The 21,435-nt window shown below is 48.9% G+C and carries 25 protein-coding genes and 1 tRNA gene; 6 read left to right on the top strand and 20 right to left on the bottom strand.

The genetic code is table 11. The annotated features are described in order from the left end of the window. Positions 1 to 30: 30 nt before the first annotated feature. The 11 genes from HKN88_03970 to HKN88_03920 form a co-directional block, all read right to left on the bottom strand. A complete protein-coding gene (locus HKN88_03970; protein ID NNC97210.1) occupies positions 31 to 657 on the bottom strand; it encodes a bifunctional phosphoribosyl-AMP cyclohydrolase/phosphoribosyl-ATP diphosphatase HisIE in 627 nt (208 codons plus the stop codon). Positions 658 to 698: 41 nt separating this feature from the next. After that, positions 699 to 1,532: an imidazole glycerol phosphate synthase subunit HisF gene (gene hisF / locus HKN88_03965; GenBank protein NNC97209.1), complete on the bottom strand. Its 834-nt coding sequence runs from the start codon at positions 1,530 to 1,532 to the stop codon at positions 699 to 701. Next, on the bottom strand, positions 1,529 to 2,266 hold the full coding sequence (gene hisA, locus HKN88_03960) for a 1-(5-phosphoribosyl)-5-[(5-phosphoribosylamino)methylideneamino]imidazole-4-carboxamide isomerase (protein ID NNC97208.1): 738 nt from the start codon (positions 2,264 to 2,266) through the stop codon (positions 1,529 to 1,531). The genes hisF and hisA overlap by 4 nt, the downstream gene beginning before the upstream one ends. Beyond that, positions 2,263 to 2,859, bottom strand: a complete 597-nt coding sequence (hisH, locus tag HKN88_03955; protein NNC97207.1) for an imidazole glycerol phosphate synthase subunit HisH — start codon at positions 2,857 to 2,859, stop codon at positions 2,263 to 2,265. The genes hisA and hisH overlap by 4 nt, the downstream gene beginning before the upstream one ends. Positions 2,860 to 2,863: 4 nt before the next feature. Beyond that, positions 2,864 to 3,949, bottom strand: coding sequence for a bifunctional histidinol-phosphatase/imidazoleglycerol-phosphate dehydratase HisB (hisB, locus tag HKN88_03950; protein NNC97206.1), 1,086 nt, complete (start codon positions 3,947 to 3,949; stop codon positions 2,864 to 2,866). Continuing rightward, entirely contained in the window at positions 3,950 to 5,038 is a 1,089-nt protein-coding gene (gene hisC / locus HKN88_03945) for a histidinol-phosphate transaminase (protein ID NNC97205.1), read from the bottom strand. Continuing rightward, entirely contained in the window at positions 5,035 to 6,351 is a 1,317-nt protein-coding gene (gene hisD / locus HKN88_03940) for a histidinol dehydrogenase (GenBank protein ID NNC97204.1), read from the bottom strand. Before hisD ends, hisC begins: the two co-directional genes overlap by 4 nt. A gap of 2 nt (positions 6,352 to 6,353) precedes the next feature. Next, the gene (locus HKN88_03935) at positions 6,354 to 7,247 is read right to left on the bottom strand and encodes an ATP phosphoribosyltransferase (GenBank protein ID NNC97203.1); all 894 of its coding nucleotides are present in this window, start codon (positions 7,245 to 7,247) and stop codon (positions 6,354 to 6,356) included. 4 nt (positions 7,248 to 7,251) lie between these two features. Beyond that, positions 7,252 to 7,566, bottom strand: coding sequence for a DNA-binding transcriptional regulator (locus HKN88_03930; GenBank protein ID NNC97202.1), 315 nt, complete (start codon positions 7,564 to 7,566; stop codon positions 7,252 to 7,254). A 139-nt stretch (positions 7,567 to 7,705) separates the two neighbouring features. Then, on the bottom strand, positions 7,706 to 7,900 hold the full coding sequence (locus HKN88_03925; GenBank protein NNC97201.1) for a hypothetical protein: 195 nt from the start codon (positions 7,898 to 7,900) through the stop codon (positions 7,706 to 7,708). A gap of 96 nt (positions 7,901 to 7,996) precedes the next feature. Next, complete coding sequence (locus tag HKN88_03920) at positions 7,997 to 8,266, bottom strand: glutaredoxin (protein ID NNC97200.1); 270 nt, start codon at positions 8,264 to 8,266, stop codon at positions 7,997 to 7,999. 330 nt (positions 8,267 to 8,596) lie between these two features. Between HKN88_03920 and HKN88_03915 the strand changes: the two genes are divergently transcribed. Further along, entirely contained in the window at positions 8,597 to 9,256 is a 660-nt protein-coding gene (locus tag HKN88_03915) for a hypothetical protein (GenBank protein NNC97199.1), read from the top strand. Between the two features lie 27 nt (positions 9,257 to 9,283). On the opposite strand, the gene yghU is transcribed toward HKN88_03915, so the two are convergent. The 3 genes from yghU to uvrB all read right to left on the bottom strand — a co-directional run bounded on the left by yghU (position 9,284) and on the right by uvrB (position 13,095). Further along, positions 9,284 to 10,177 carry a glutathione-dependent disulfide-bond oxidoreductase gene (gene yghU / locus HKN88_03910; GenBank protein ID NNC97198.1) on the bottom strand — a complete coding sequence of 298 codons (894 nt, stop codon included), beginning with the start codon at positions 10,175 to 10,177 and terminating at the stop codon, positions 9,284 to 9,286. Positions 10,178 to 10,334: 157 nt separating this feature from the next. Beyond that, a complete protein-coding gene (locus HKN88_03905) occupies positions 10,335 to 10,895 on the bottom strand; it encodes a hypothetical protein (GenBank protein ID NNC97197.1) in 561 nt (186 codons plus the stop codon). 136 nt (positions 10,896 to 11,031) lie between these two features. Continuing rightward, entirely contained in the window at positions 11,032 to 13,095 is a 2,064-nt protein-coding gene (uvrB, locus tag HKN88_03900) for an excinuclease ABC subunit UvrB (GenBank protein NNC97196.1), read from the bottom strand. A gap of 171 nt (positions 13,096 to 13,266) precedes the next feature. On the opposite strand from uvrB, the gene HKN88_03895 reads away from it, so the two are divergent. The 5 genes from HKN88_03895 to HKN88_03875 all read left to right on the top strand — a co-directional run bounded on the left by HKN88_03895 (position 13,267) and on the right by HKN88_03875 (position 18,226). Further along, entirely contained in the window at positions 13,267 to 14,454 is a 1,188-nt protein-coding gene (locus HKN88_03895; GenBank protein ID NNC97195.1) for a pyridoxal phosphate-dependent aminotransferase, read from the top strand. A gap of 99 nt (positions 14,455 to 14,553) precedes the next feature. Continuing rightward, positions 14,554 to 14,629 (top strand) — tRNA-Asn (locus HKN88_03890). A gap of 164 nt (positions 14,630 to 14,793) precedes the next feature. After that, positions 14,794 to 16,284 carry an HlyD family efflux transporter periplasmic adaptor subunit gene (locus tag HKN88_03885; GenBank protein ID NNC97194.1) on the top strand — a complete coding sequence of 497 codons (1,491 nt, stop codon included), beginning with the start codon at positions 14,794 to 14,796 and terminating at the stop codon, positions 16,282 to 16,284. Between the two features lie 11 nt (positions 16,285 to 16,295). Beyond that, positions 16,296 to 16,982: an ABC transporter ATP-binding protein gene (locus tag HKN88_03880; protein NNC97193.1), complete on the top strand. Its 687-nt coding sequence runs from the start codon at positions 16,296 to 16,298 to the stop codon at positions 16,980 to 16,982. A 17-nt stretch (positions 16,983 to 16,999) separates the two neighbouring features. Beyond that, positions 17,000 to 18,226 (top strand): FtsX-like permease family protein, encoded by a 1,227-nt coding sequence (locus HKN88_03875; protein NNC97192.1) that lies wholly within the window; start codon positions 17,000 to 17,002, stop codon positions 18,224 to 18,226. Between the two features lie 8 nt (positions 18,227 to 18,234). Here HKN88_03875 and HKN88_03870 read toward each other — a convergent pair whose 3' ends face one another. The 6 genes from HKN88_03870 to HKN88_03845 all read right to left on the bottom strand — a co-directional run. Continuing rightward, a complete protein-coding gene (locus tag HKN88_03870; protein NNC97191.1) occupies positions 18,235 to 18,615 on the bottom strand; it encodes an MAPEG family protein in 381 nt (126 codons plus the stop codon). 122 nt (positions 18,616 to 18,737) lie between these two features. Next, positions 18,738 to 19,385, bottom strand: coding sequence for a thiopurine S-methyltransferase (gene tmpT, locus HKN88_03865; protein NNC97190.1), 648 nt, complete (start codon positions 19,383 to 19,385; stop codon positions 18,738 to 18,740). A 178-nt stretch (positions 19,386 to 19,563) separates the two neighbouring features. Then, on the bottom strand, positions 19,564 to 19,908 hold the full coding sequence (locus HKN88_03860) for a hypothetical protein (GenBank protein ID NNC97189.1): 345 nt from the start codon (positions 19,906 to 19,908) through the stop codon (positions 19,564 to 19,566). Positions 19,909 to 20,046: 138 nt separating this feature from the next. Beyond that, entirely contained in the window at positions 20,047 to 20,412 is a 366-nt protein-coding gene (locus HKN88_03855) for a DUF2200 domain-containing protein (protein NNC97188.1), read from the bottom strand. Between the two features lie 28 nt (positions 20,413 to 20,440). Beyond that, on the bottom strand, positions 20,441 to 20,896 hold the full coding sequence (locus HKN88_03850) for a hypothetical protein (GenBank protein NNC97187.1): 456 nt from the start codon (positions 20,894 to 20,896) through the stop codon (positions 20,441 to 20,443). 189 nt (positions 20,897 to 21,085) lie between these two features. Next, positions 21,086 to 21,435, bottom strand: a 350-nt coding sequence (locus HKN88_03845; GenBank protein NNC97186.1) for an ATP-binding cassette domain-containing protein, incomplete at its 5' end; no start/stop codon positions are given.

Here is a 21,435-nt window from a genome sequence, read left to right as displayed (position 1 = left end):
AGCTGACTCCAATTTAATGGTGTCTATTTTTTAATGGCGTCTATGCTTAAGCTCTTGCAACACGTCACTCAAGGACAGACCTTTTTCAACCAATAACACGATCAAATGATACACCAGGTCTGACGCTTCACTGATGAAGGCCACATCGTCCTCAGCCAAAGCGGCAATCACAGTTTCGACGCCCTCTTCGCCAACTTTTTGCGCAATGCGGTTTATGCCGGCATCAAACAAACTCGAGGTATAACCGCCGGTAGCGGGTTGTTGTTTGCGACTTTTTATCAGACTTTCCAGTTCGAGCAGTAGATTGATATCGGCCGCTTTGGAAAATCCCTGTTTTTCACCAAAACAGGTATCGTTGCCGGTATGACAGGTCGGCCCTTGTGGGCGTGCCTTGACCAGTAAGGTGTCTTGATCGCAATCCAGGTCAATAGACACCAGCTCAAGTACATGCCCGGAGCTTTCGCCTTTTTGCCACAGGCGTTGTTTGCTACGACTGTAGAAAGTCACCATGCCACTGGCCTGCGTTTGGGCCAGAGCATCCGCGTTCATATAGCCAAGCATCAAGACATCACCACTGCCCGCATCCTGAACAATAGCCGGCACCAACCCGGCATTTTTATCCCAGTCAATGCGTGAGTGAAGCGTTTGTTGAGACATAGTTTTTCTCTTGTTTTAGTAAGTGTTTAAAACTTCAAGACTCAGGCCGGGCGTACACTCACACCTTGCGAAAGCAGATAGGATTTTAATTCGGGGATTGGAATGATTCCGTTATGGAATACACTGGCCGCAAGCATACCATCGACGTCGGCGAGCTTGGCCACCGCACTGAAATGCGCCATTGTGCCGGCACCACCCGAGGCGATCAATGGCAGAGAAGTTACTTTACGTACTTCTGATAACTGTTTGATATCATAGCCATTTTTCATACCATCTGATGACATGCAATTCAGTACGATCTCACCGGCACCGCGGGCTTCAACCTCACGCACCCAGTTCAGGGTTTTGCGCCCGGCGTCCGCGGTTTTGGCCGGGTCGCCGGTATACTTCTTGATATACCAATCACGTATGAGCCCACGCCCCGTCTCGGATTCTGACGTCACTTCAATACTGTCGACCCCAACCACCACGCATTGTGTGCCCAAGCGATCGACCAGGGCATTGATGAGGTCGGGGTTTTCCAGTACGGGTGTATTCACCGAGATCTTGTCGGCGCCGGCAGCGAGTACGGCTTCGGCTTTATCGACACTGCGAATGCCACCCGCCACCGTGAAAGGGATATCGATCAGGCGTGCCACACTCTCCACCCAGCTGATGTCCACACTGCGTTGCTGCGGGCTGGCGGTGATGTCGTAGAACACCAGTTCATCGGCGCCTTCGTCGCGGTAGCGCAAAGCCAGATCGGTAATCTCGCCAACCACATTGTGACCGCGAAACTGCTGACCCTTGATGACCTTACCATCGGCCACATCCAGACACGGAATGATGCGTCTGGCCAAGGTGGTTTGCGACACCAGTCGAGTTGCGGTATTCATGTTGCAAAGCGTGCCAAAGCGGTGGGCATATCGATGCGCCCATCGAGTAAGGCCTTGCCGGAAATGCATTCGTGCATGCCCATGTCGTGCAAGCGTTCCAAGTCGTGCAGACTGGAGACTCCGCCCGAGGCCTGCACGATCAGATTGGGATGGCGTTGTTGAATTTCAGCGTACAGGTCAAAATTTGGCCCGCTCAACATCCCGTCTTTACTGATGTCGGTGCACAACAAATGCCGTAAGCCGTGGGCGCTAAGTTTGACCAGTAATTCAAACAAACTCATCCTGGCCGCTTCCGTCCAGCCTTTGATACGTGGAATGTATTCGCCCTGCGGGTTTTTTTGCACATCAACAGCGGCCACAATTCTGTCGGCGTCGTATTGGCGTAACCAGCGACAAAAATCATCGCTGTGAGTAACCACGTAACTTCCCACCACAATACGCTGGATACCCAGAGTCATGCGATGTTCAAAGTCGGTCTGTGAACGAATGCCACCGGCTACTTGAAGTTGCACATTCGCCTTAGCGAGTAGCTCACCGATGACCGGTGCATTCACAAAGCGACCCTGTTTAGCCGCGTCCAGATCGACGATGTGCACCAATTTGGCGCCGGCCTGTTCATAAGCCTGCAACTGCTGCAATGGCGAGTTGCTGTATTGCACTGAGTCGGCGTAATCGCCCTGATGCAAGCGCACTACTTTGCCGTCCAGAATATCGATCGCTGGAATTAATCTCATGCTTGCATCTCGATAAAATTTTTCAATAACTGTTGACCGTGTTTGCCGGAGCGTTCAGGATGATACTGCACCGCATAAAAGTTCTTGTAAGCCAACGCGGCACTGAAACGCTCTCCATGAGTGCTGGTTGCAATAGTGTATGGGCTGACCGGAACCGCGTAGGCGTGCACAAAATAAGCGTAATCATTCTCGGGAATTTGCTTGAACAGGGGATGCGCCGTTTGATAACTCACCTGATTCCAGCCCATGTGCGGGATACGCAGGCCGGCTTGGGCCTGCATCGCTTGCACCGGGACCGGAATAATCCCCAAACAACTGGTATCGCCTTCCTCGGACGCTTCGCACAGGATCTGCATGCCCAGGCAAATGGCCAATGTGGGTTGTTGCAGATTTTTAAGAGTCTCGGCGAGATCGTGTTGGGCAATGCGTTGCATGGCCGCCTGGGCCGAACCCACGCCCGGCAAAATGACCTTGTCGGCCTGACGGATGACAGTTGCGTCGTCGGTGGTTACCGGATTCACACCCAGACGTTCAAGCGCGTATTGCACCGATCCGAAATTTGCCCCGCCGCATTTAACCAAAGCCACTTGCATGGGATTATTCCAATAAGCCTTTTGACGAGGTCACGCTTTGTTGTTGCTTGCTGATCGCCTGTCGCAGCGACCGCCCCAGTGATTTGAATATTCCCTCCACCATGTGATGGTGATTCTCGCCCTCAACCTCCACGTGGATGGCCGCGGCCAGATTAACCGCCAGGGTTTGCACAAAATGACGCACCATCTCAATAGACAGTTCACCCACTTTATCCAGGGTAAAGGCATCCTTGATCACACACACCGGCCGTCCCGACAGATCGATGGCGGTTGTGGCAAGAGACTCATCCATGGGTAAGACAAAACCGTAACGTCCGATACTGCGCTTGTTGCCAAGCGCCTGACGCATGGCCTGACCGATGACGATCGCACAATCTTCGACGGTGTGATGCTCATCGATGTAAAGATCGCCCTCGGCTTTCAGATCCAGTTGAAAACCGCCGTGTAAGGCCAGTTGATCAAGCATGTGATCAAAAAACCCGATTCCGGTCTGAATGGAATTGTTACCCGAACTGTCCAGATTGACGGTTGCCGAGATCAAGGTCTCGTTAGTCTTGCGTTCAATGCTGGCCACACGTGGCTTGGTCAGCAATGTCGCAACGATCTCTGACCAGGATAAGCCCTTCACTTCGGGATTGAATTGGCCGTACAAAATACCGCTGATCCCCATGCGCTTTGCCAGCTCGATGTCGGAATCGCGGTCGCCAATCACATAAGAGTTTTGCATATCCATGTCACCGGATTGCAAATACGCCATTAACATGCCGGGATTGGGTTTGCGGGTGAAGGCATTGGAATCTGCCGTGTGCGGATCAATATGGATCGCATCAAAGTGTACGCCTTCGGTTGCGAAAATTTGCAACATCATATTATGCGGGGCATCAAAATCGGCTTGCGGAAAAGCATCAGTTCCCAGACCGTCCTGGTTGGTGACCATAACCAGTTCAAAACCGGCTTGTTTAAAGACACGCATGGCCGAAATTGCTCCCGGCTCGATGCGCAACTTGGCGAGACTATCGACCTGATAATCTTCCGGTTCTGTGATCAAGGTACCGTCGCGATCCACAAATAAATATTTTTTCCTGGCCATTCAAAAATTCCTGTTGGCAAATTGCTCGAATGCCTGTTGTAAAGTATCAATCTCGGCAAAATTGCCGACGGAAAAGCGCAAATAATCACCCAGTTCAGAGCTTGGTGAAAACGAACGAATGTAAATCTGTTGAGTTTCTAAAAACTCATTCAATGCTTGGGCCTTATCGGTTTTTACTAAAATAAAATTAGTGTCTCCGGACACAATGCCCTGACACCACGCTTGCTTATACACCAGTGCCTGCAATGCCTGTTTTCTTTTCGGCATACTGGCGTTGATCTGCCGGATTGCCTCGAGATTTTCCGGTTCCAAGGCAGCGTACGTCGTATCGACCACAATGCCCGGTAGCGCATACGGAGTGACCACTTTACGCACCAACTTGACCACATCAGGGTGTGCGAGCATCGCACCACAACGCAGGTTAGCCAGACCATAGGCTTTGGACAAGGTGCGCATGATAATCAGATTGGGATATTTGTCCAGCAAACTCGCCATCGAAGCATGAGGACTGAACTCAATATAGGCCTCATCGATCACCACCACGCAACGATCCTGACTCGCGTCAAGTAATCTCAAGACATCGTTTTTCGCCAGACTGTTGCCCGTGGGGCTTTGCGGGGTGGCCAGAAAAATCAGTTTGACCTCAGGCCGAATGGCATTAAGGATAGCATCAACGTCGTAGGCAAAGTCGTTTGCACTATCGAGCGCGACACTTTTACTTACAGCGCCCTGTATTTGCGCCGAGATCGAATACATTGAAAAACACGGAGTGGTTTGCAATATCGCGTCTTGCCCGGCGCGCAGAAAGACCCGGCACAGGGAGTCGATCACATCGTCACTGCCCCGCCCCAGCATGATCTGCTCGGCGCGAACTTGATAGATACCTGCCAGACGTTCGATCAATTGTTGCGCCCGTATCTCTGGGTAACGAAAACGCTTCTCTTTTGTGAGTGTTGCATCGGGTGACGCGATGTTCTCGTTTGAATCCAGAATGATGGCCTCGACCGACGACGTTCCGCGCAGATTGTCGTAAGATTTCAGGGCACGAATCTCGGGGCGTGCCATGTTGATCACGCTTTGAATATTCATGAGGCTGTTTTTGCAGCAAGTGCATTCAATCGAATTTCTACCGCACGTTTGTGCGCGTCCAGGCCTTCCGCGTGCGCCAGTTTCATTGCGCACGGGCCAATGTTCTGTATGCCTTGTGGGGAGACTTTCTGGAAAGTGATCTTTTGCATAAAGTCGATGGTTGACAAACCATTATACGAGCGCGCAAATCCGTAGGTGGGCAACACATGATTGGTGCCACTGCAGTAATCCCCCAGAGATTCCGGCGCCCAGGCGCCGATAAACACCGACCCGGCATTTTTTACATTGTCTGCTAAAGTCTCGGCGTTCTCAGATTGCAAGATCAGGTGTTCCGGAGCGTAGTCGTTGGAAATTGTTAAGGCTTGTTGCAAGCTATCTACCAGGATCAGGCGGATATTGTTTTTGGATTCAGACAGAATATCTTGTCGGGTTAAAATTTTTATTTCATTATCCAGCGCCTTGTCGATATTGTTGAGTAAGGCTTGACTGTCTGAAATTACGATCGCCTGAGAATCCGGTCCGTGTTCCGCTTGAGACAACAGATCAATGGCCACAAAATCCGGGTTGGCCCGAGCATCGGCAATCACCAGCACTTCTGAGGGTCCGGCCGGCATATCGATGGCCGCGCCCCGGGGATCAAAGGCAATTTGTTGTTTCGCTTCAGTGACCCAGGAATTTCCGGGACCAAAGATCTTTTGCGAACCCGGAACTGTCTCAGTGCCATAAGCCATAGCAGCAATCGCCTGCGCACCACCCAGAGCAAAGATTGCAGTTACGCCGCATTTACTGGCCGCATACGCAATTCCGGGATGCAGTTCATTGTGTTGTTGCAAGGGTGTGCAAAGTGAAATATTATCCACACCGGATATTTGTGCCGGCACACCCAACATCAACACCGTCGATATTAACGGAGCCGAGCCACCTGGTATGTATAGGCCAATTTGTTCGTAGCCACGATAACGGCTTGCGCATGTCACGCCGGGCGCTGTCTCAAGACTAAAGTCTTGCGGTTTTGCCAGCTCGTGGAAACTGCGAATACGCACATAAGCCTCATCAATGGCCTGCCGTAATGACGGGTCGATCTGTTGTGCAATCGAATTGACGAGTTTTGTGTCTAGTGTAAATGTCGCCGATCGCAAACCGTCCAGGCGTTTGGCGTAAGCGAGTAAGGCCTTATCGCCCTGCTCACGCACGTCGCGGATGATCGCTGCGACTGATGCTTGCAAGTCGCTTTGTTTGCTGACTGGCCGTTGCAACAGTGCTCTCTGATCGGCTGCCGCGAGTGTGTTCCAGTTTGAAATTGAAAATGCCATACTCAGCCCAACATTTTCTCGACTGGCAAGACCAGAATTGCGCTGGCACCCGCTTGTTTGAGTTCTTCGAGGTGACTCCAAAAAACGCCCTCTTTACACACGGCGTGTAAAGCAACCCGTTCGGAATCGTGTTCGAGTTCCATCAGGGTCGGGGTTTCCACCCCCGGCAGGATCTCGGTAATCTCTTCCACTTTGCTTTTTGGGGCGTGCAGCATCACATACTTACTGGCTTTAGCGCTTTGATAACTGCGGATACGCAACAACAGGCGGTCGATCAATTCTTGCTGTTCTGCGCTTTTTTCACAATTCGATTGATACAAGCCCGCTTCACTTTGCAACATGACGTCAAGTTCTGACAAGCGGTGTGCAACCAGAGTACTGCCGGTGGACACCAGATCGGCGATGGCATCAGCGATGCCAAGACTTGGGGCTATTTCCACCGAGCCTTTGAGTTCCACCACATTGGCGTTCACTTGATTACGCTTTAAAAAGTCGTTCAGGATATACGGATACGAGGTGGCTATGGTTTTGCCGGCCAAGTCTGACAGCGTTTGAATCTCTCCACCTTCGGGTGCGGCGACGGATAAACGGCATTGGCCAAATTCGAGTCCTTGTAATAACTCAAAGGCTACCGTTTTATTCAGATTCTGCAGCTCCAGACGATTTTCCGCAGCCACATTCTCGCCCACAATGCCAATCTCACACACGCCAGCGTTCAAAACCTGGGGAATGTCATCATCACGCAGACGTATCACATCCAGAGGAAAGTTCTCTCCATACCAAAAGAGTTTGTCTTTACTGCGACGAAAACGGATGCCGCATTGTTCGAGTAATTTGTGCGATTCTTCGGCCAGACGGCCTTTGCTTTGAATGGCGATTTTGAGTCGTTTAGTCATAGTTTTATGTCGTTTTGGATTGGAGACGGCTTAGAGCCAGGCGATAGCCACCGGCACCTTCGCGCCAATAACGTGCCACCCGACCAATGGTTGTGACACTCACGCCCGTACGCTCACTGATCTGGCGATAGGGCATTTTTTCTTGTAATAATTGCAACACCCACCAGCGATCGGTAATGGCTTCGAGTTCAGCAGGTGTGCATAAGTCATTGAGAAGACTCATAATTTCTTTTCTTTCCTGCATGATCAAAAAGGCATCACACATGCTTTTAGTGGCTTTTCTCTGTCGCTTGGCTTCAATATCGGAATGGTTTTTCATCGGCTTTCTGATGTAATGTATTAACGTGTTAGTACACTATAATACACAGAAAGCCTCCGCCATGCAGAACATTTCGGTAATTAATTTATTGTTGTTATTAGTATGTGCGCAGGATTCTCTGCCGGAACAGAACCTGGCCTCAGGACTTTCTTAATAAGCTATACGCCCAATATGCCATAAAGCCCGTAATTGCCAATCCGCACCAAGACACAGCCATTGGCAAGCTCCAGTCGGAGACCATAACCGGCAAGCTTTGCAAAATACGAACCAAATGGATAATGGCAACACTTAGAAAAACAATGGCTGAAACCACCAGATAATTATGTTGAGTCATAGCATTCACCTTTTGCATGGAAGATGTATAGCTTAGACTGGTGCTCTGCGAATAAGTTTGTACCGCTTTAAGTGAATTCACCCCGAAACATGCAGCCTAGTTTTCAGAAATAGCGTTTTTCAGGTAGCGGATAATATCACTCGACTCATACATCCACTGCACACCATCGGTATCTTCAATACGCAAACACGGGACTTGTTTTTTGCCGCCACCGGCAATAAGTTCTTCACGTATGGCCGGTTCACGCTTGATATTTTTCAAGGGTAATTTAATCCCCATCCATTTCATGGCCACCAATGTTTTGATACAAAACGGACAAGAGGCAAAATAATACAATTGGTGCCCGGGTAAAGTATTACTGTCCATGTCATTTTTCAGATTCTGCATAGGTCTACTGTACAATATGTTTCTGGATTAGTCTGTAAAACATGATGCTCGTAGTGAATGAGAATAACATAATGATCCTGACAAATATCCATATCATCTTCAAGGTCTGAGCAAAATTATATTAACTCAACAAAAGAACTTCTACGTACATTTATCGGCTTAATCACTTTCCTATTACTTGCCTGATCGTCGGCATGTGCAACTTACCAAGTGAATGCAACAGATTCGTCTGTTACAAACAAGCCGCAGATTAAAAAAAAACTTAACAACACCACACCAAGGCGGGTTCTTTTTCTTGGAAACAGTTATTTGTATTACAACGATAGCCTGCACAATCATGTCAAACGTCTTGTCAGTGACTTGAATCCCGAGTTGGGTAAAACACTTAAATATAAATCGGCAACCATCGGTGGTTCGAATTTGTCCCATCACAACTTGGACAGTCATCTGGAACCGGGAAAATTGGGTATTCAGGAACCGTTCGAGCTAGTTATTTTGCAAGGTGGCAGTTCGGATGCATTATCCAGTGAGCGCAGGGCTTTATTTCAAGCAAAAGCCGTGGAATTTGATCAGAAAATTCGCGCCAAAGGTGGTGAAACGGCTTTATACATGATCCACGCTTATGTGAAACCCCACAAACGCTACGATCCCGAAATGATCCGTAAAGTGGAAAAACTTTATGTTGAAACCGCTAAGGACATTAACGCCCTGCTTATTCCGGTTGGACTCGCTTTCGAACGCGCCTATGCCGAACGTCCTGATATACAACTGCATAAAATCTTTGACGGAACACACCCAAGCTTGCTAGGCACTTATCTGGCAGCCTGTGTTGTTTACGCCAGCGTTTACCAACAAAGTCCGGTTGGGAGTGATTATGACTACTTTGGCAAGATCAATAAAAAAGATGCGGCATTCTTGCAAAACATTGCTATCCAGACGGTGAGGGAATTAAAGCAACGCACACTTTAATCGGCTTTTTTGTTACCGAGTTAATCGTTAAATACTTTCGTCGGGGTCGAGCTTGTCCTGTGTGCGGGTTTTAAAATCATTGGCAGCGTGTCGTTCACGTAACTGTGTGCTCTTGTCTCCCCAGGCCTTGTTAACCATTACCCCGCGTTTTACTGCCGGACGCGCTTTGATCTCGGCAGTCCAGCGGTTAACCTGCTGATACGATCCAACATCCAGAAATTCACCAGCCTCATAAAGCAATCCCAAAACCAGCGCGCCGTACCAAGGCCAGATCGCCATATCGGCAATACTGTATTCATCACCGGCCATAAACTGATTTTTATCCAGATGTTGCTCCAGTACATCCAATTGCCGTTTGACTTCCATGGCAAACCGATCGATCGGATACTGCATTTTTGTAGGTGCGTAGGCATAAAAATGACCAAAACCTCCACCCAGAAAGGGCCCACTGCCCATTTGCCAAAATAACCAGGACAGACATTCGGTTCTGGCGTGATGATCGTTTGGCAGGAAGGCATCAAATTTTTCAGCCAGGTATAAAAGAATGGACCCGGATTCGAAGACTCTGGTTGGCTTAATTGAACTATGATCCATGAGTGCCGGAATTTTGGAGTTCGGGTTAATTTCAACAAACCCGCTGCCAAACTGATCACCTTCCATGATGTTGATCAACCAGGCATCGTATTCAGCATCCTCTATGCCCTTTTCCAATAACTCTTCCAGCATGATGGTGACTTTAACCCCGTTGGGGGTTGCTAGTGAATAAAGCTGCAAGTGATGTTTGCCAACAGGTAACCCTTTCTTGTGAGTGGCTCCGGCAACGGGTCGATTTATACTGGCAAAGCGTCCACCACTTCCTGTATCCCAGGTCCAGACTTTAGGTGGAATGTATTCTTGTTCTGTATCGCTTTTGTCTGTCATTTTTTGAGCCTATACGGGTTTAAATTTTTAGCTAAAATACTTTGAGTTCAATATAGTCAAAGTATCTCATGCAAAACCAGATATTACGAATAAAAAACCCCGCAATTTATGCAGGGTTTTAGAGGGAGTATGTTTTGGATTATTATGTTTTGATTTTTCACACTTTGGCTTTTAATACTTTGAGCTTCCAATCCACATCGCCCAAGGATTGCTGTCCAGGGAAACACTTACGATTTTCCTTGATCACCTCGTGCTCGAAATATTGCAACAATTCATCTTGAATTTCGGTAATGAGCTGGCAGTCGCCTAAAGCTGTGCCGCGCGGATGTCGAGGACGTATGTGCACTTCACTGAAACTTGCCGCAACTGCTTCGCCTTCAGCTTCGGGGGAAGTGCTCAAGGTTTTAAAACTAACCCGCACTCGCAAGGATTTGCCCAGATTACCATTAGCCTCAAAACATCCACTGGCTCGCGCTTTCACGTCTTTCGCACCTAGTTCACTCAAAATGGTTTCGACTTTTGATTCGATGCCGTTACAGGAGTGCAAATTATAAAATGAAGTAAAGTGGAATTTTTCCTGATGCTCCTGCCACACCGCCCGGGTTTGGGCATCTGCCTGTACTACCGGCATGGTTTCATCACCGGCAAAAATTGACAGCGCCGTGAGCGTGAATATTCCGGTTATTAGAGATTTACTCAAGGTTTTCAATATATGCATGGCAGTACCTCGCTATGTGCATTGACAGGTTAATACTATATCTACATCGACCAGGTTTCGCTCGCAATTGTTACATACTCTGCCTGAATTTTCTCTGAACAGGTGTCTGGCTAACGTTCAGACAAGCCAGGTATATTCAACGCTTTTTACGCGCGGTCTTGTGTCGAAACGGCACCGACTCAATACCAAAGCTTTGCTGGCGCAAGCGCTGGATCTTGTCACGAAGTTTGGCGGCGTGTTCAAACTCCAGGTTTTTAGCGTGCTCGTGCATGTCTTTTTCTAGCTTGTGGATCAGTTTGACGACTTTTTTCGGATCATTGGCGTCGTAAGATTCACCGCCTTCCGCGACCTGTAAGAACTCGTCTTCACCGTCGTCATACGCCCCTTCCATGATATCGGTGACCTGCTTGTTAATACTTTGTGGAATGATATTGTTTTCCAGATTGAAGGCCAATTGTTTTTCCCGACGCCGCAGGGTTTCATCCATGGCTTTTTTCATCGACTTGGTGATCTTGTCGGCGTACAAAATGGCTTTTCCATTAAGATTTCTGGCAGCGCGGCCAATGGTCTGGATCAATGCGCCTTCGGAACGCAAAAAACCTTCTTTGTCGGCGTCAAAAATAGCCACCAGTGAGACTTCGGGCATGTCCAGGCCTTCGCGCAACAGGTTGATACCGACCAGCACGTCAAATTTACCCAGCCGCAGGTCGCGAATTATTTCCGAGCGTTCCACGGTCACAATGTCCGAATGCAAATACCGCACCCGCACATTGTGTTCGTGCAAATACTCGGTCAGATCTTCTGACATGCGTTTGGTCAAAGTGGTGATCAAGACCCGCTCATTCGCAGCTACGCGTTTGCGGATCTCGGACAAACAGTCATCCACCTGGCTGCCAGCTGGCCGTACTTCGATCTCGGGATCGACCAGACCGGTTGGCCTCACCACTTGCTCCACCACCTGACCGGATCCTTCGAGTTCGTATTGCCGTGGCGTCGCCGAGACATAGATGGTTTGCGGCGTGATACGTTCGAACTCATCAAATCGTAAAGGACGATTGTCCAGAGCCGAGGGTAAGCGAAAACCGAAATTGACCAGATTCTCTTTTCGCGAGCGATCGCCTTTGTACATGCCACCAAATTGCGGCACCGACACATGGCTTTCATCAATGACCAATAGCGCGTCCTGCGGCAAATAGTCGATCAGGGTTGGTGGAGGTTCACCCGGATTTCGCCCGGATAAATACCGCGAATAGTTTTCGATGCCGGTGCAATAGCCCAGCTCATTGATCATTTCAATATCGAACAAGGTACGTTGCTCAAGACGCTGCGCTTCCACCAGTTTTTTTTGTTCGCGTAACTCCTTCAGTCGCTCACGCAATTCGGCCATGATCTGTTTAACCGCATTCTGCATGGTCTCTTTGGGTGTCACATAATGGGTTTTGGGGAAGATGGTGTAGCGTGGCAGCTTTTTAAGGATCTCGCCGGTCAAGGGGTCAAACACATTCAAATTCTCGATCTCGCCGTCGAATAATTCTATCCGCACCGCCTCGCGTTCGGATTCCGCCGGGAATACATCGATGACATCGCCGCGTACGCGAAAATTACCCGGAGCCAATTCCACTTCATTGCGACGGTATTGCATAGTGGTCAGGCGTCGCAACACCTCGCGTTGTTCGATGGGCTCTCCACGATCGAGGTGCAAGACCATTTTTAAATATTGTTCCGGATCACCCAAACCGTAAATTGCCGACACGGTCGCGACGATAATGGCGTCTTCCCGTTGCATCAGTGCCTTGGTGGCCGATAAACGCATGCGTTCAATGTGCGCATTCACCGACGCGTCTTTTTCGATATAGGTATCGGATGAAACCACATAGGCCTCGGGTTGATAATAGTCGTAGTAGGACACAAAATATTCCACCGCATTATTCGGGAAATACTCGCGCATCTCACCATACAATTGCGCCGCCAGGGTTTTGTTATGCGCCATGATCAGAGTCGGGCGTTGCAATTTCTGGATCACATTGGCAATGGTGAAAGTCTTACCCGACCCGGTCACGCCAAGCAGTGTCTGTTTGGCCAATCCCGATACCAGCCCGTCGATCAAGCCCGCGATCGCATTAGGCTGATCACCGGCCGGCTGGTAATTGCTGACCAGTTCGAAGGTTTTTTTCGGATTGAATTGTAAAATTTCGCTCATGCTGTCAAACATCCGTCACTGATTGCATATTTCCCTGATTTCAGGCCAATAGACCATTATACTACCCCTCGAAATTCGAGGTCAGACCTCTTTTTGCAAACCCATAATTCCATCCCGTTTTAACCAATCGACCCATTAGAACCACGCAACCCAATAATCAAAAACACACTCATGAGCCAGCCACACCTGTCTGAACGCGTACAGCGCGTACAACCCTCCGCCACCCTTGCCATTGCCGACAAAGCCCGCCGCCTGTCACAGGCTGGTCAGGACATTATCTCCCTGAGCACCGGTGAACCCGATTTTGACACCCCCGAACACATCAAAAACGCGGCGATTGATGCGATTCATACTGGGGCGAGCAAATACACCGCCGTAAACGGCATTCTGGAATTGCGTGAAGCGATTGTGCAGAAATTCAAAAGCGATAATGGCTTGTCTTATGAAGCGGATGACATTCTGGTCTCGTCCGGGGCCAAGCATTCGCTCTACAACATTTGTCAGGCCTTGTTGAACAGTGGTGATGAAGTCATTATTCCAGCGCCCTACTGGGTTTCCTACCCCGCCATGGTGTTATTGGCCGATGCCACACCGGTGATCGTTAAAACCACCCAGGCGGATGAATTCAAAATTACTCCCGAGCAACTTGCCGCTGCCATCACCGACAAAACCCGCTTATTGATACTCAACAGTCCGTCCAATCCCTGCGCGGTCAGTTACAGCGCAGATGAATTACGCGCCCTGGCAGTGGTGTTGCGCCAACACCCTCAAGTAATCATTGTCTCGGACGATATTTACGAACACATCAGCTGGAGTGAAGCGGCTTTTAGTAATATCGCAATGGTCGCACCTGACCTGAAAGACCGCGTAATCGTGGTCAATGGTGTCTCCAAAGCCTACGCCATGACCGGCTGGCGCATCGGGTATTTGGCCGGTAGCCGACCTTTGGTCAATGCGATGAAAAAGATCCAGAGTCAAAGCACGTCCAACCCGGCAGCCGTGGCGCAATACGCCGCCTTGCAAGCTTTAAGCGGTAGTCAGGATCCGGTGCGTGAAATGGTCACCCATTTTAAGCGTCGTTACGAACTGGTCTACGCGGGTTTGAAAGCCATGGACGGGGTTGATTGTCTGAGCACCCAAGGGACTTTTTACGCGTTTCCGAATGTGGACGGCGTGATTCAAAAGCTCGGGCTTAAAGATGACCTGGAACTGGCGGATCACATGCTCGATAAGGCCGGTGTCGCGGTGGTTCCGGGCACGGCGTTTGGCGCACCCGGTCACTTCAGAATGTCTTACGCCACCAGTGACGAACTTTTGGAAAAAGCGCTGGACAGGATGGCCAAGGCTTTTGCAGCCTGATTATTGCGGCATATTCGCTCAATTCGCAAAAAAACCTGAAATATCAGTAAACAATGCTTGACGACAGACAGCCTATAGTCCAAAATCTCGCCCCTCAATTCCTCGGTAGCTCAGTTGGTAGAGCAGGAGACTGTTAATCTCTTGGTCGCTGGTTCGAGTCCGGCCCGGGGAGCCAAATTGATAAGCCCGCGTTACGCAAGTTTCGTGGGCTTTTTTGTGTCTGAAATCTGAATAGTTTTATTAAGTCTTGTTTAGACTTGTTAAGTCATAAGCACTTACGAGTATAATTTGCCGCTACCCAAGGATTACATTCACGTAATGGACCAAAACCGATTACCCATGAACAAAACCATTAAAGTCATATTATTAATTGCAGCTATTGCCGCATCAGTCTGGTTTTTTGCATTGCGTGACGCCAGCACGCAAGCAGACGCATCTGCCTACAGCATTGAAACCGTCAAAGTTGAACGGGGAGATGTGGCAAGACTGGTATCGGCATCCGGTACGGTACGCGCCTTGACCACAGTTGAAGTCGGCTCACAGGTATCCGGCCAGATCACTGAATTGAATGCCGACTTTAATTCGGTTGTCAGCAAGAACCAGATCATTGCAAGACTGGACCCGCAATCCTTTGAGTCACGCGTTACATCGGCCGAAGCCGACGTGCGTAGTGCACGGGCCAATATTGACGTGCAAAAAGCCCAGATCGAACGTGCTGAAGCAAATCTTGCTTTGTACAGAAAAGAGTACGCTCGCCAACAAGAACTTTATGCACAAAAACTCATTCCAAGCTCGGCGCTGGAAGATGCGGAAAGACAATTAACCGTCGGGCAATCTGATCTCAATGTCAGCAAGGCACAGTTACGCACCGTGCAAGCCAGTTTGGCACAGCGCCTGGCATCTTTGGAATCTGCCAAGGTGGATCTGGAACGCACCATCATCCGCTCGCCGATCGATGGCGTGGTCATCGAACGTAATGTGGACGTTGGACAAACCGTTGCAGCGTCTTTGTCAGCCCCGGTCTTGTTTCGCATTGCCAAAGACTTGCAAGAGATCCGCATTGATGCCGATGTGGTGGAGGCCGATATTGGCGGTATTGATGAAGGTGACACGGTAACTTTTGATGTGGATGCCTACCCGGATGACAAATTCAGCGGCGTGGTCGAACAAGTACGCCTTGCGGCGAAAGAATTGCAAAACGTGGTGACTTACACGGTTGTCATCGCGGCAGAGAACCGGCGTAGTCGCTTACTCCCGGGCATGACCGCCAATGTCGAGATTACTGCGGAAAAACGCCAAGACGTATTACGCATCGCCGATACCGCCGTACGCTTTAAACCCACCAGCAATGGACCACAGGTCATAGACGGCAACACTGAAGATCGTGGCGGGCCAGGAGCTGGCCGGCAAGGTCCTAATGCCGGACGTAACTTTAGCCAGATGTTTGAAGGCATGAACCTGGACCCGGAACGTCAGGCCGCCATCGAACATGAGCTCAGTGATGACATGCGCGAGTTTTGGTCGTCGATGTCGGGCAATGCTATGGCAACTTTTGATCGCAACCGCATGCGACAAATGATGCGTGCGCGAACGAATAAAATACTGAAAAAGAGCCTAAGCCCCGAAGAATTCAAACTATTCGAAAAACTGCAAAATGCCCGAAGCAGTGTGCGGCGGATTGAGGTGTACAGCGAGAACCCGGATGGCACGCTGAGCAAAAGATCCATTGCCATCGGATTATCGGATGGCAGCTATGTCGAGATTCGCCGAGGTGCCGAAGAAGGCGATGTGTTTGTTTCTCGTGTGATCAAAGCAGTTACAGGAGAGTAGAAACTAATTCTATGAGCGCTTCTTCGTTAATTCGTTGTGACAAGGTCAGTAAAATTTACCAAATGGGTGAACAACAGGTTCATGCACTCAACAATGTCAGTGTGGAGTTTAAACAAGGTGAAATGACCGCCATCATGGGTCCTTCCGGTTCTGGCAAATCCACCTTGATGAATTTATTGGGCGCTCTGGACACACCCAGTAATGGCGAGATCTACTTTAAGGAGCAGAACGTTTCTTCTTTGAGTGGTGACCAGCTGGCTGACCTTCGCAATGAAACCATCGGGTTTGTGTTTCAACAATTCAATCTGCTCTCGCGAGCAACGGCATTGAAAAATGTCAAACTGCCATTACGCTATTCGCGGCATAATTCCAGTGACCACAATGCCAGAGCCCAAGAGTGTTTGCAGCTGGTTGGCCTTGGCGACCGCATGGATCACAAACCCACGCAATTATCCGGTGGCCAACAACAGCGTGTGGCTATTGCACGCGCCCTGGCTTGCAAGCCCTCGATCATTTTAGCGGACGAACCGACCGGTGCTTTAGACACCAAGACCTCGGTAGAGATCATGAACTTACTCGTTGACCTCAATTCGCAAGGCACCACAGTCATTATTGTCACCCACGAAGATGAAGTGGCCGCCTATGCACAACGCCAATTGCATTTTCGTGACGGCCAAATTGAATTGGATAATCGATAAACCACAGAGGTAATCGCATGAAATTAGGTGTAGCTCTAAGTTCGGCTCTTGAAGCGCTTCTGGCCAATCCCCTGCGCTCATTCTTGACCATGCTGGGGATCATGATCGGGGTTGCATCGGTTATGGCCATGATGTCGATCAGTCAGGGCGCGGCCAAACAGGTGGACGAACAGATCTCTGCACTTGGGGCATCGATCCTCACCGCACGCCCGGGTGCTTCCCGTCGGGGTGGTCGTTCTACCGCCAACAGTGCTCCGCCTTTTAACGACAAACTGCTCGAGGCCTTAAAGAATGAGCCTTATGCCAACGCCGTCGGGGCAAGAAACAGTGGCTCTGGCACCCTGGTCGCCGGTGACGTGAACTGGACAAGTTCGATCTATGGCGTGAACACCGACTATTTTATCGCTCAGGCCTGGGGGGTATCGCAAGGCGAGATATTCAATGCCAAAGATGTACGCTCCGGTGCGGCAGTCGCGGTGATTGGGCAAACCACGGCCGACACCCTGTTTGAAGGCACGAATCCGATTGGGCAATCTTTACGCGCAAACAATGTACCGTTACGGGTTATTGGCGTCTTGAATAAAAAAGGTCAATCCAGTTGGGGCGGCGATCGTGATGACATTGTTATTATCCCGCTTAACACCGCGCGTAATCGTGTGATCGGGGCGCACCCGACCACACCAAAACACATTGAACGTATCGAGGTTTCGGTACGCTCGGGTTATGACATGGCTGAAACCCAAAATATACTCGAAGAACGTTTACGTGAATTACGCCGGATCAAACCAGGTGGCAGTGACAATTTTCGGGTGTATAACGTGGCCGATTTTATTCGCGCGCGTTCCAGTACCCAGGCGACCATGGGCATCTTGTTGGCCTTTACCGCGGCGGTCTCTTTGATCGTGGGTGGTGTGGGTGTGATGAATATCATGCTGGTATCCGTGACCGAAAGAACCCGCGAAATTGGCTTACGCATGGCCGTAGGGGCCAGAAAGAATGACATCCTCGGCCAGTTTCTGACCGAGGCCATCGCCTTGTGTTTGATCGGGGGATTGATCGGTTCGGTATTGGGGGTTGGAGCCGCCAACCTGGCCGCGGAACTCGGTGACTTTCCGGTCACCATTACCAGCAGTATCGCTCTGGTCTCACTCAGCGCCGCCGCGATAATTGGAATCTTTTTTGGATTTTTCCCGGCCAGACGCGCGGCGCAATTGAATCCCATCGACGCCTTGCGTTCTGAGTAACTGTTTGGCTAAACCAGTGCCTTGATCACTCCAACCAAAGCGCCAAGGATCAGGACCACATTCGCGATCAAGGTCATCAGCATGCCGGGTCCGCGTTTAGACGGGTCTTTCAGATACCCCATGGAATACACCTGACGGCCGATCAAATACAAACCGCCCGGGATCATGGCCCAAATGCCAGAATAAAAGGCAAAGGCCAAAACCGCCGGAATAAAAATGATCATTTGTTCCAGTGTGTTTTGTTGAACCCGGTACAAGCGCTCCCAACTTTCGTTGCCAATGGTGGCGGGCGCTTTAACGCCGTATTCACCGCGTTTTAAACCCACCTTGGAAGAAAACCACAAATACTGTAATAAAGCGATCAGTACCAGTAAAAAAGCCAAATTAATATTTTCCATCGCAAACTCCCCAATCAGTAATTTTAGTAATTTCAGTAAAAATTATTGTTCAACACCTTACTGGCTCTACGCACTATTAACAAGAACGCGATGCTCAGTACAGCATGCTGACGTCAGGTCAGCCAGGTTTCTTCATTCATGTACGCCAGCCCCTTATCCATGAATTTTGAGCGCTCGCGCAACATACTGAACGACTCAATTAAGCTAAGCCGGCCATGCCAGAGTGCTTCGATCTCCGCCCTATCGATCGAGAACGGCGGGCCCTGCATGGCCGACTGGTCATAATTGAAATTGATCAACATGATCTTTGCTTCGTGTTTAAGCAGGGCATGACATTGTTGTGCATAGGCTGTACGCATCTCGGCGGGTAAGGCAACCAGGGCCGCACGATCGTATAAGGCGTCAAAGGAATTGGCTGACAATATGCTCTCATCCAGTGCAAGAAAGTCACCCACGATAAGCAAAATGTTTTTTTCAGTGCATTGATAATGAATGGTCTCACCCTGCTCGGTGCGGGTGAAATTCAACCCGTGCTCACTAAAAAAATCGCATACCGCGGATTCTGCCAATTCAATCCCGACCACCTGATAGCCTTGCGCTTCCAGCCACAGCATGTCTTTGGATTTGCCGCACAAGGGCACGAGTATCTTGGCCCCGGATTCCAGTTTCGGAAAATGCTTTACTAGCGCCGGATGATAGTCATCCTGGTGAAAACCGATCTCATGTTGTTGCCACTTGTTGAGCCAGAAAGACGCTTGCATGGATCCAGCATACTGCAATTTCAATGTTCAAGATAGTGATAAGAATAAATGCAAAAAGCCCACCGAAGTGGGCTGTCTTGCGCGCTCGTCCTGAGCAAACCGTCCATGGTGCATCGTCCTTGATGGGTATCACCCTGCTTATCCGTAAGCAGTATTGTGATAGCTTTTAATGTAGCGATTACTTTCCAGCGGTCTTTTGCGTTTTGGTGACCTTGAGTGCTGGTGTAGCAGTACGCATTTTTTTCAATTGCTCGGCGTTCAAAGCGATGTCTTCACGGTTTTTCATGACCGTGCGTTCACCAATGCCTTTAACCCGGGCAAGGTCATTAATAGCTTTAAAATCACCGTTCTGATCGCGGAAATCCACAATCGCAGCGGCTTTTTTAAGTCCAACACCGTTCAATGAAGCCGCCAGGGTTGGCGCATCCGCTGAATTGATATCGACGGGTGCAGCCTGCAGGCTACCAAAACCGAACATTGAGAAAAATAAAGTGGCTAGTACCAAAAGTTTTTTACGTGACATACCTGTCTCCTTGTAAGTGAATATTGCAATCGACTTCTTGTCGATGGGTGTACTATAGCGAAAGCGATTTGTAGGCGTCGCTTAAGAGTTTGTCGGATTATTCTGACAAGGGAAAATTATGGACCCAACGGAGAGCACTCACTTGCTTCTTAAAATATTCTCCATCTTTTTGCCACGCGCCAGCTCATCCACAAGTTTATCGAGGTACCTCACTTGCTGAGTGAGTTTATTGGTGATCTCCTCAACCCGATAACCGCAGATCACACCTTTGATGAGTTTGGCATTCGAATTGAGTTTGGCTTTTTTGAAGAATTCTTCAAAAGTCACTTCATCTTTAATGAGCTTTTCCAGTTTTTTTTCAGTATAGCCCGTTAACCATTTAATGACCTGATGTAATTCTTTTTTAGTTTTACCCTTTTTTTCCACTTTAGTAACATAGTGCAGGTACACGGATGAAAAAGTCATTTTTGCAATACGTTCGTCGTGGTGGCTGGTGTCGGTCATGATATTTGTATACCTTTTAACGTTTGAACTAAACGGCGCCGCGTGCGGCGTCCGATTTAAGTGACTTGTTAGCTATACCAATATCACGCCGATAATTGGCTTTCAAAATTCTAAATGCTGCATAACCACCAAATAATCCACCAAATGCATATGAATATACTGGCCAATCAGAATATGGTGCACCATTTTTTACCACTAAGTAACTTAAAACAAAACCAGCTATCAAGCCAAAAAAACTTAACGATAGCCCTGACAATTTACTAAATTTATTTAGAACGAAAAAGGTTGGAAAAAAAAGCAAGGCAACTATGTGAGCAAGCAATATAGAGAACAAAGGAAATGTTAAGACTAAAATTATTTTCTCGCCAAATGTAGAGTCCGATGCAGTTAAAACTACTATTAAACCCATTGAAAATGCACCAGCAAATAACGCTCCAGCGAAAGCAGGAATCGAATGTATTTTTCTGACTTTAAAATATTCCATATCAGTAAGTGTAGCTAACAGTTTTATTCACCGACATGAGGTCGGTTGTTTAATTTAAGGTCTTAGCATTAGTCAAAATCGTAAAACCATGAAATTGTTGATGCAAAACAATAGTCCATAATAAATAGTGATTGCGTTTAAACTTACAAAAATCACCTGATGTCGGTTGTTTTGATGCCGGTTAATCGTTTACAAACTTTCAAGCTTCCCATGATCAAGCTTTAGAGTGTTATCCATTTTACTGGCTACTTGCATGTCATGGGTAACGATCACCATACTGGTACCTATGGTGTTTTTCAGATCCAGCAATAATTGCATCACCGCTTCACCGGTATCCGAATCCAGATTGCCAGTGGGCTCATCGGCCAACAATAAGGCCGGCTTGGTGACCAATGCTCTGGCAATTGCCGCGCGTTGGCGTTCGCCGCCCGACAACATCCCGGGTTTATGCGTTAATCGATGACCCAATCCAACCTGCTCCAAAATGTCTTTGGCTGCCGCAAACGCTACCTCGGATTTCTCGCGCCGTATCAACAAAG

Source organism: Gammaproteobacteria bacterium, from assembly GCA_013001575.1.
Taxonomy (GTDB): domain Bacteria; phylum Pseudomonadota; class Gammaproteobacteria; order Steroidobacterales; family JABDMI01; genus JABDMI01.
Note: the sequence above shows the minus strand (reverse complement) of the source record. Positions and strands in the feature narration are given on the sequence as shown.

What these genes read in the sequence shown, in the direction of transcription:
- HKN88_03970 (NNC97210.1), bottom strand. Translation starts at nt 657, where the DNA reads ATGTCTCAACAAACGCTTCACTCACGCATTGACTGGGATAAAAATGCC.
- hisF (NNC97209.1), bottom strand. Translation starts at nt 1,532, where the DNA reads ATGAATACCGCAACTCGACTGGTGTCGCAAACCACCTTGGCCAGACGC.
- hisA (NNC97208.1), bottom strand. Translation starts at nt 2,266, where the DNA reads ATGAGATTAATTCCAGCGATCGATATTCTGGACGGCAAAGTAGTGCGC.
- hisH (NNC97207.1), bottom strand. Translation starts at nt 2,859, where the DNA reads ATGCAAGTGGCTTTGGTTAAATGCGGCGGGGCAAATTTCGGATCGGTG.
- hisB (NNC97206.1), bottom strand. Translation starts at nt 3,949, where the DNA reads ATGGCCAGGAAAAAATATTTATTTGTGGATCGCGACGGTACCTTGATC.
- hisC (NNC97205.1), bottom strand. Translation starts at nt 5,038, where the DNA reads ATGAATATTCAAAGCGTGATCAACATGGCACGCCCCGAGATTCGTGCC.
- hisD (NNC97204.1), bottom strand. Translation starts at nt 6,351, where the DNA reads ATGGCATTTTCAATTTCAAACTGGAACACACTCGCGGCAGCCGATCAG.
- HKN88_03935 (NNC97203.1), bottom strand. Translation starts at nt 7,247, where the DNA reads ATGACTAAACGACTCAAAATCGCCATTCAAAGCAAAGGCCGTCTGGCC.
- HKN88_03930 (NNC97202.1), bottom strand. Translation starts at nt 7,566, where the DNA reads ATGAAAAACCATTCCGATATTGAAGCCAAGCGACAGAGAAAAGCCACT.
- HKN88_03925 (NNC97201.1), bottom strand. Translation starts at nt 7,900, where the DNA reads ATGACTCAACATAATTATCTGGTGGTTTCAGCCATTGTTTTTCTAAGT.
- HKN88_03920 (NNC97200.1), bottom strand. Translation starts at nt 8,266, where the DNA reads ATGGACAGTAATACTTTACCCGGGCACCAATTGTATTATTTTGCCTCT.
- yghU (NNC97198.1), bottom strand. Translation starts at nt 10,177, where the DNA reads ATGACAGACAAAAGCGATACAGAACAAGAATACATTCCACCTAAAGTC.
- HKN88_03905 (NNC97197.1), bottom strand. Translation starts at nt 10,895, where the DNA reads ATGCATATATTGAAAACCTTGAGTAAATCTCTAATAACCGGAATATTC.
- uvrB (NNC97196.1), bottom strand. Translation starts at nt 13,095, where the DNA reads ATGAGCGAAATTTTACAATTCAATCCGAAAAAAACCTTCGAACTGGTC.
- HKN88_03895 (NNC97195.1), top strand. Translation starts at nt 13,267, where the DNA reads ATGAGCCAGCCACACCTGTCTGAACGCGTACAGCGCGTACAACCCTCC.
- HKN88_03885 (NNC97194.1), top strand. Translation starts at nt 14,794, where the DNA reads ATGAACAAAACCATTAAAGTCATATTATTAATTGCAGCTATTGCCGCA.
- HKN88_03880 (NNC97193.1), top strand. Translation starts at nt 16,296, where the DNA reads ATGAGCGCTTCTTCGTTAATTCGTTGTGACAAGGTCAGTAAAATTTAC.
- HKN88_03875 (NNC97192.1), top strand. Translation starts at nt 17,000, where the DNA reads ATGAAATTAGGTGTAGCTCTAAGTTCGGCTCTTGAAGCGCTTCTGGCC.
- tmpT (NNC97190.1), bottom strand. Translation starts at nt 19,385, where the DNA reads ATGCAAGCGTCTTTCTGGCTCAACAAGTGGCAACAACATGAGATCGGT.
- HKN88_03860 (NNC97189.1), bottom strand. Translation starts at nt 19,908, where the DNA reads ATGTCACGTAAAAAACTTTTGGTACTAGCCACTTTATTTTTCTCAATG.
- HKN88_03855 (NNC97188.1), bottom strand. Translation starts at nt 20,412, where the DNA reads ATGACCGACACCAGCCACCACGACGAACGTATTGCAAAAATGACTTTT.
- HKN88_03850 (NNC97187.1), bottom strand. Translation starts at nt 20,896, where the DNA reads ATGGAATATTTTAAAGTCAGAAAAATACATTCGATTCCTGCTTTCGCT.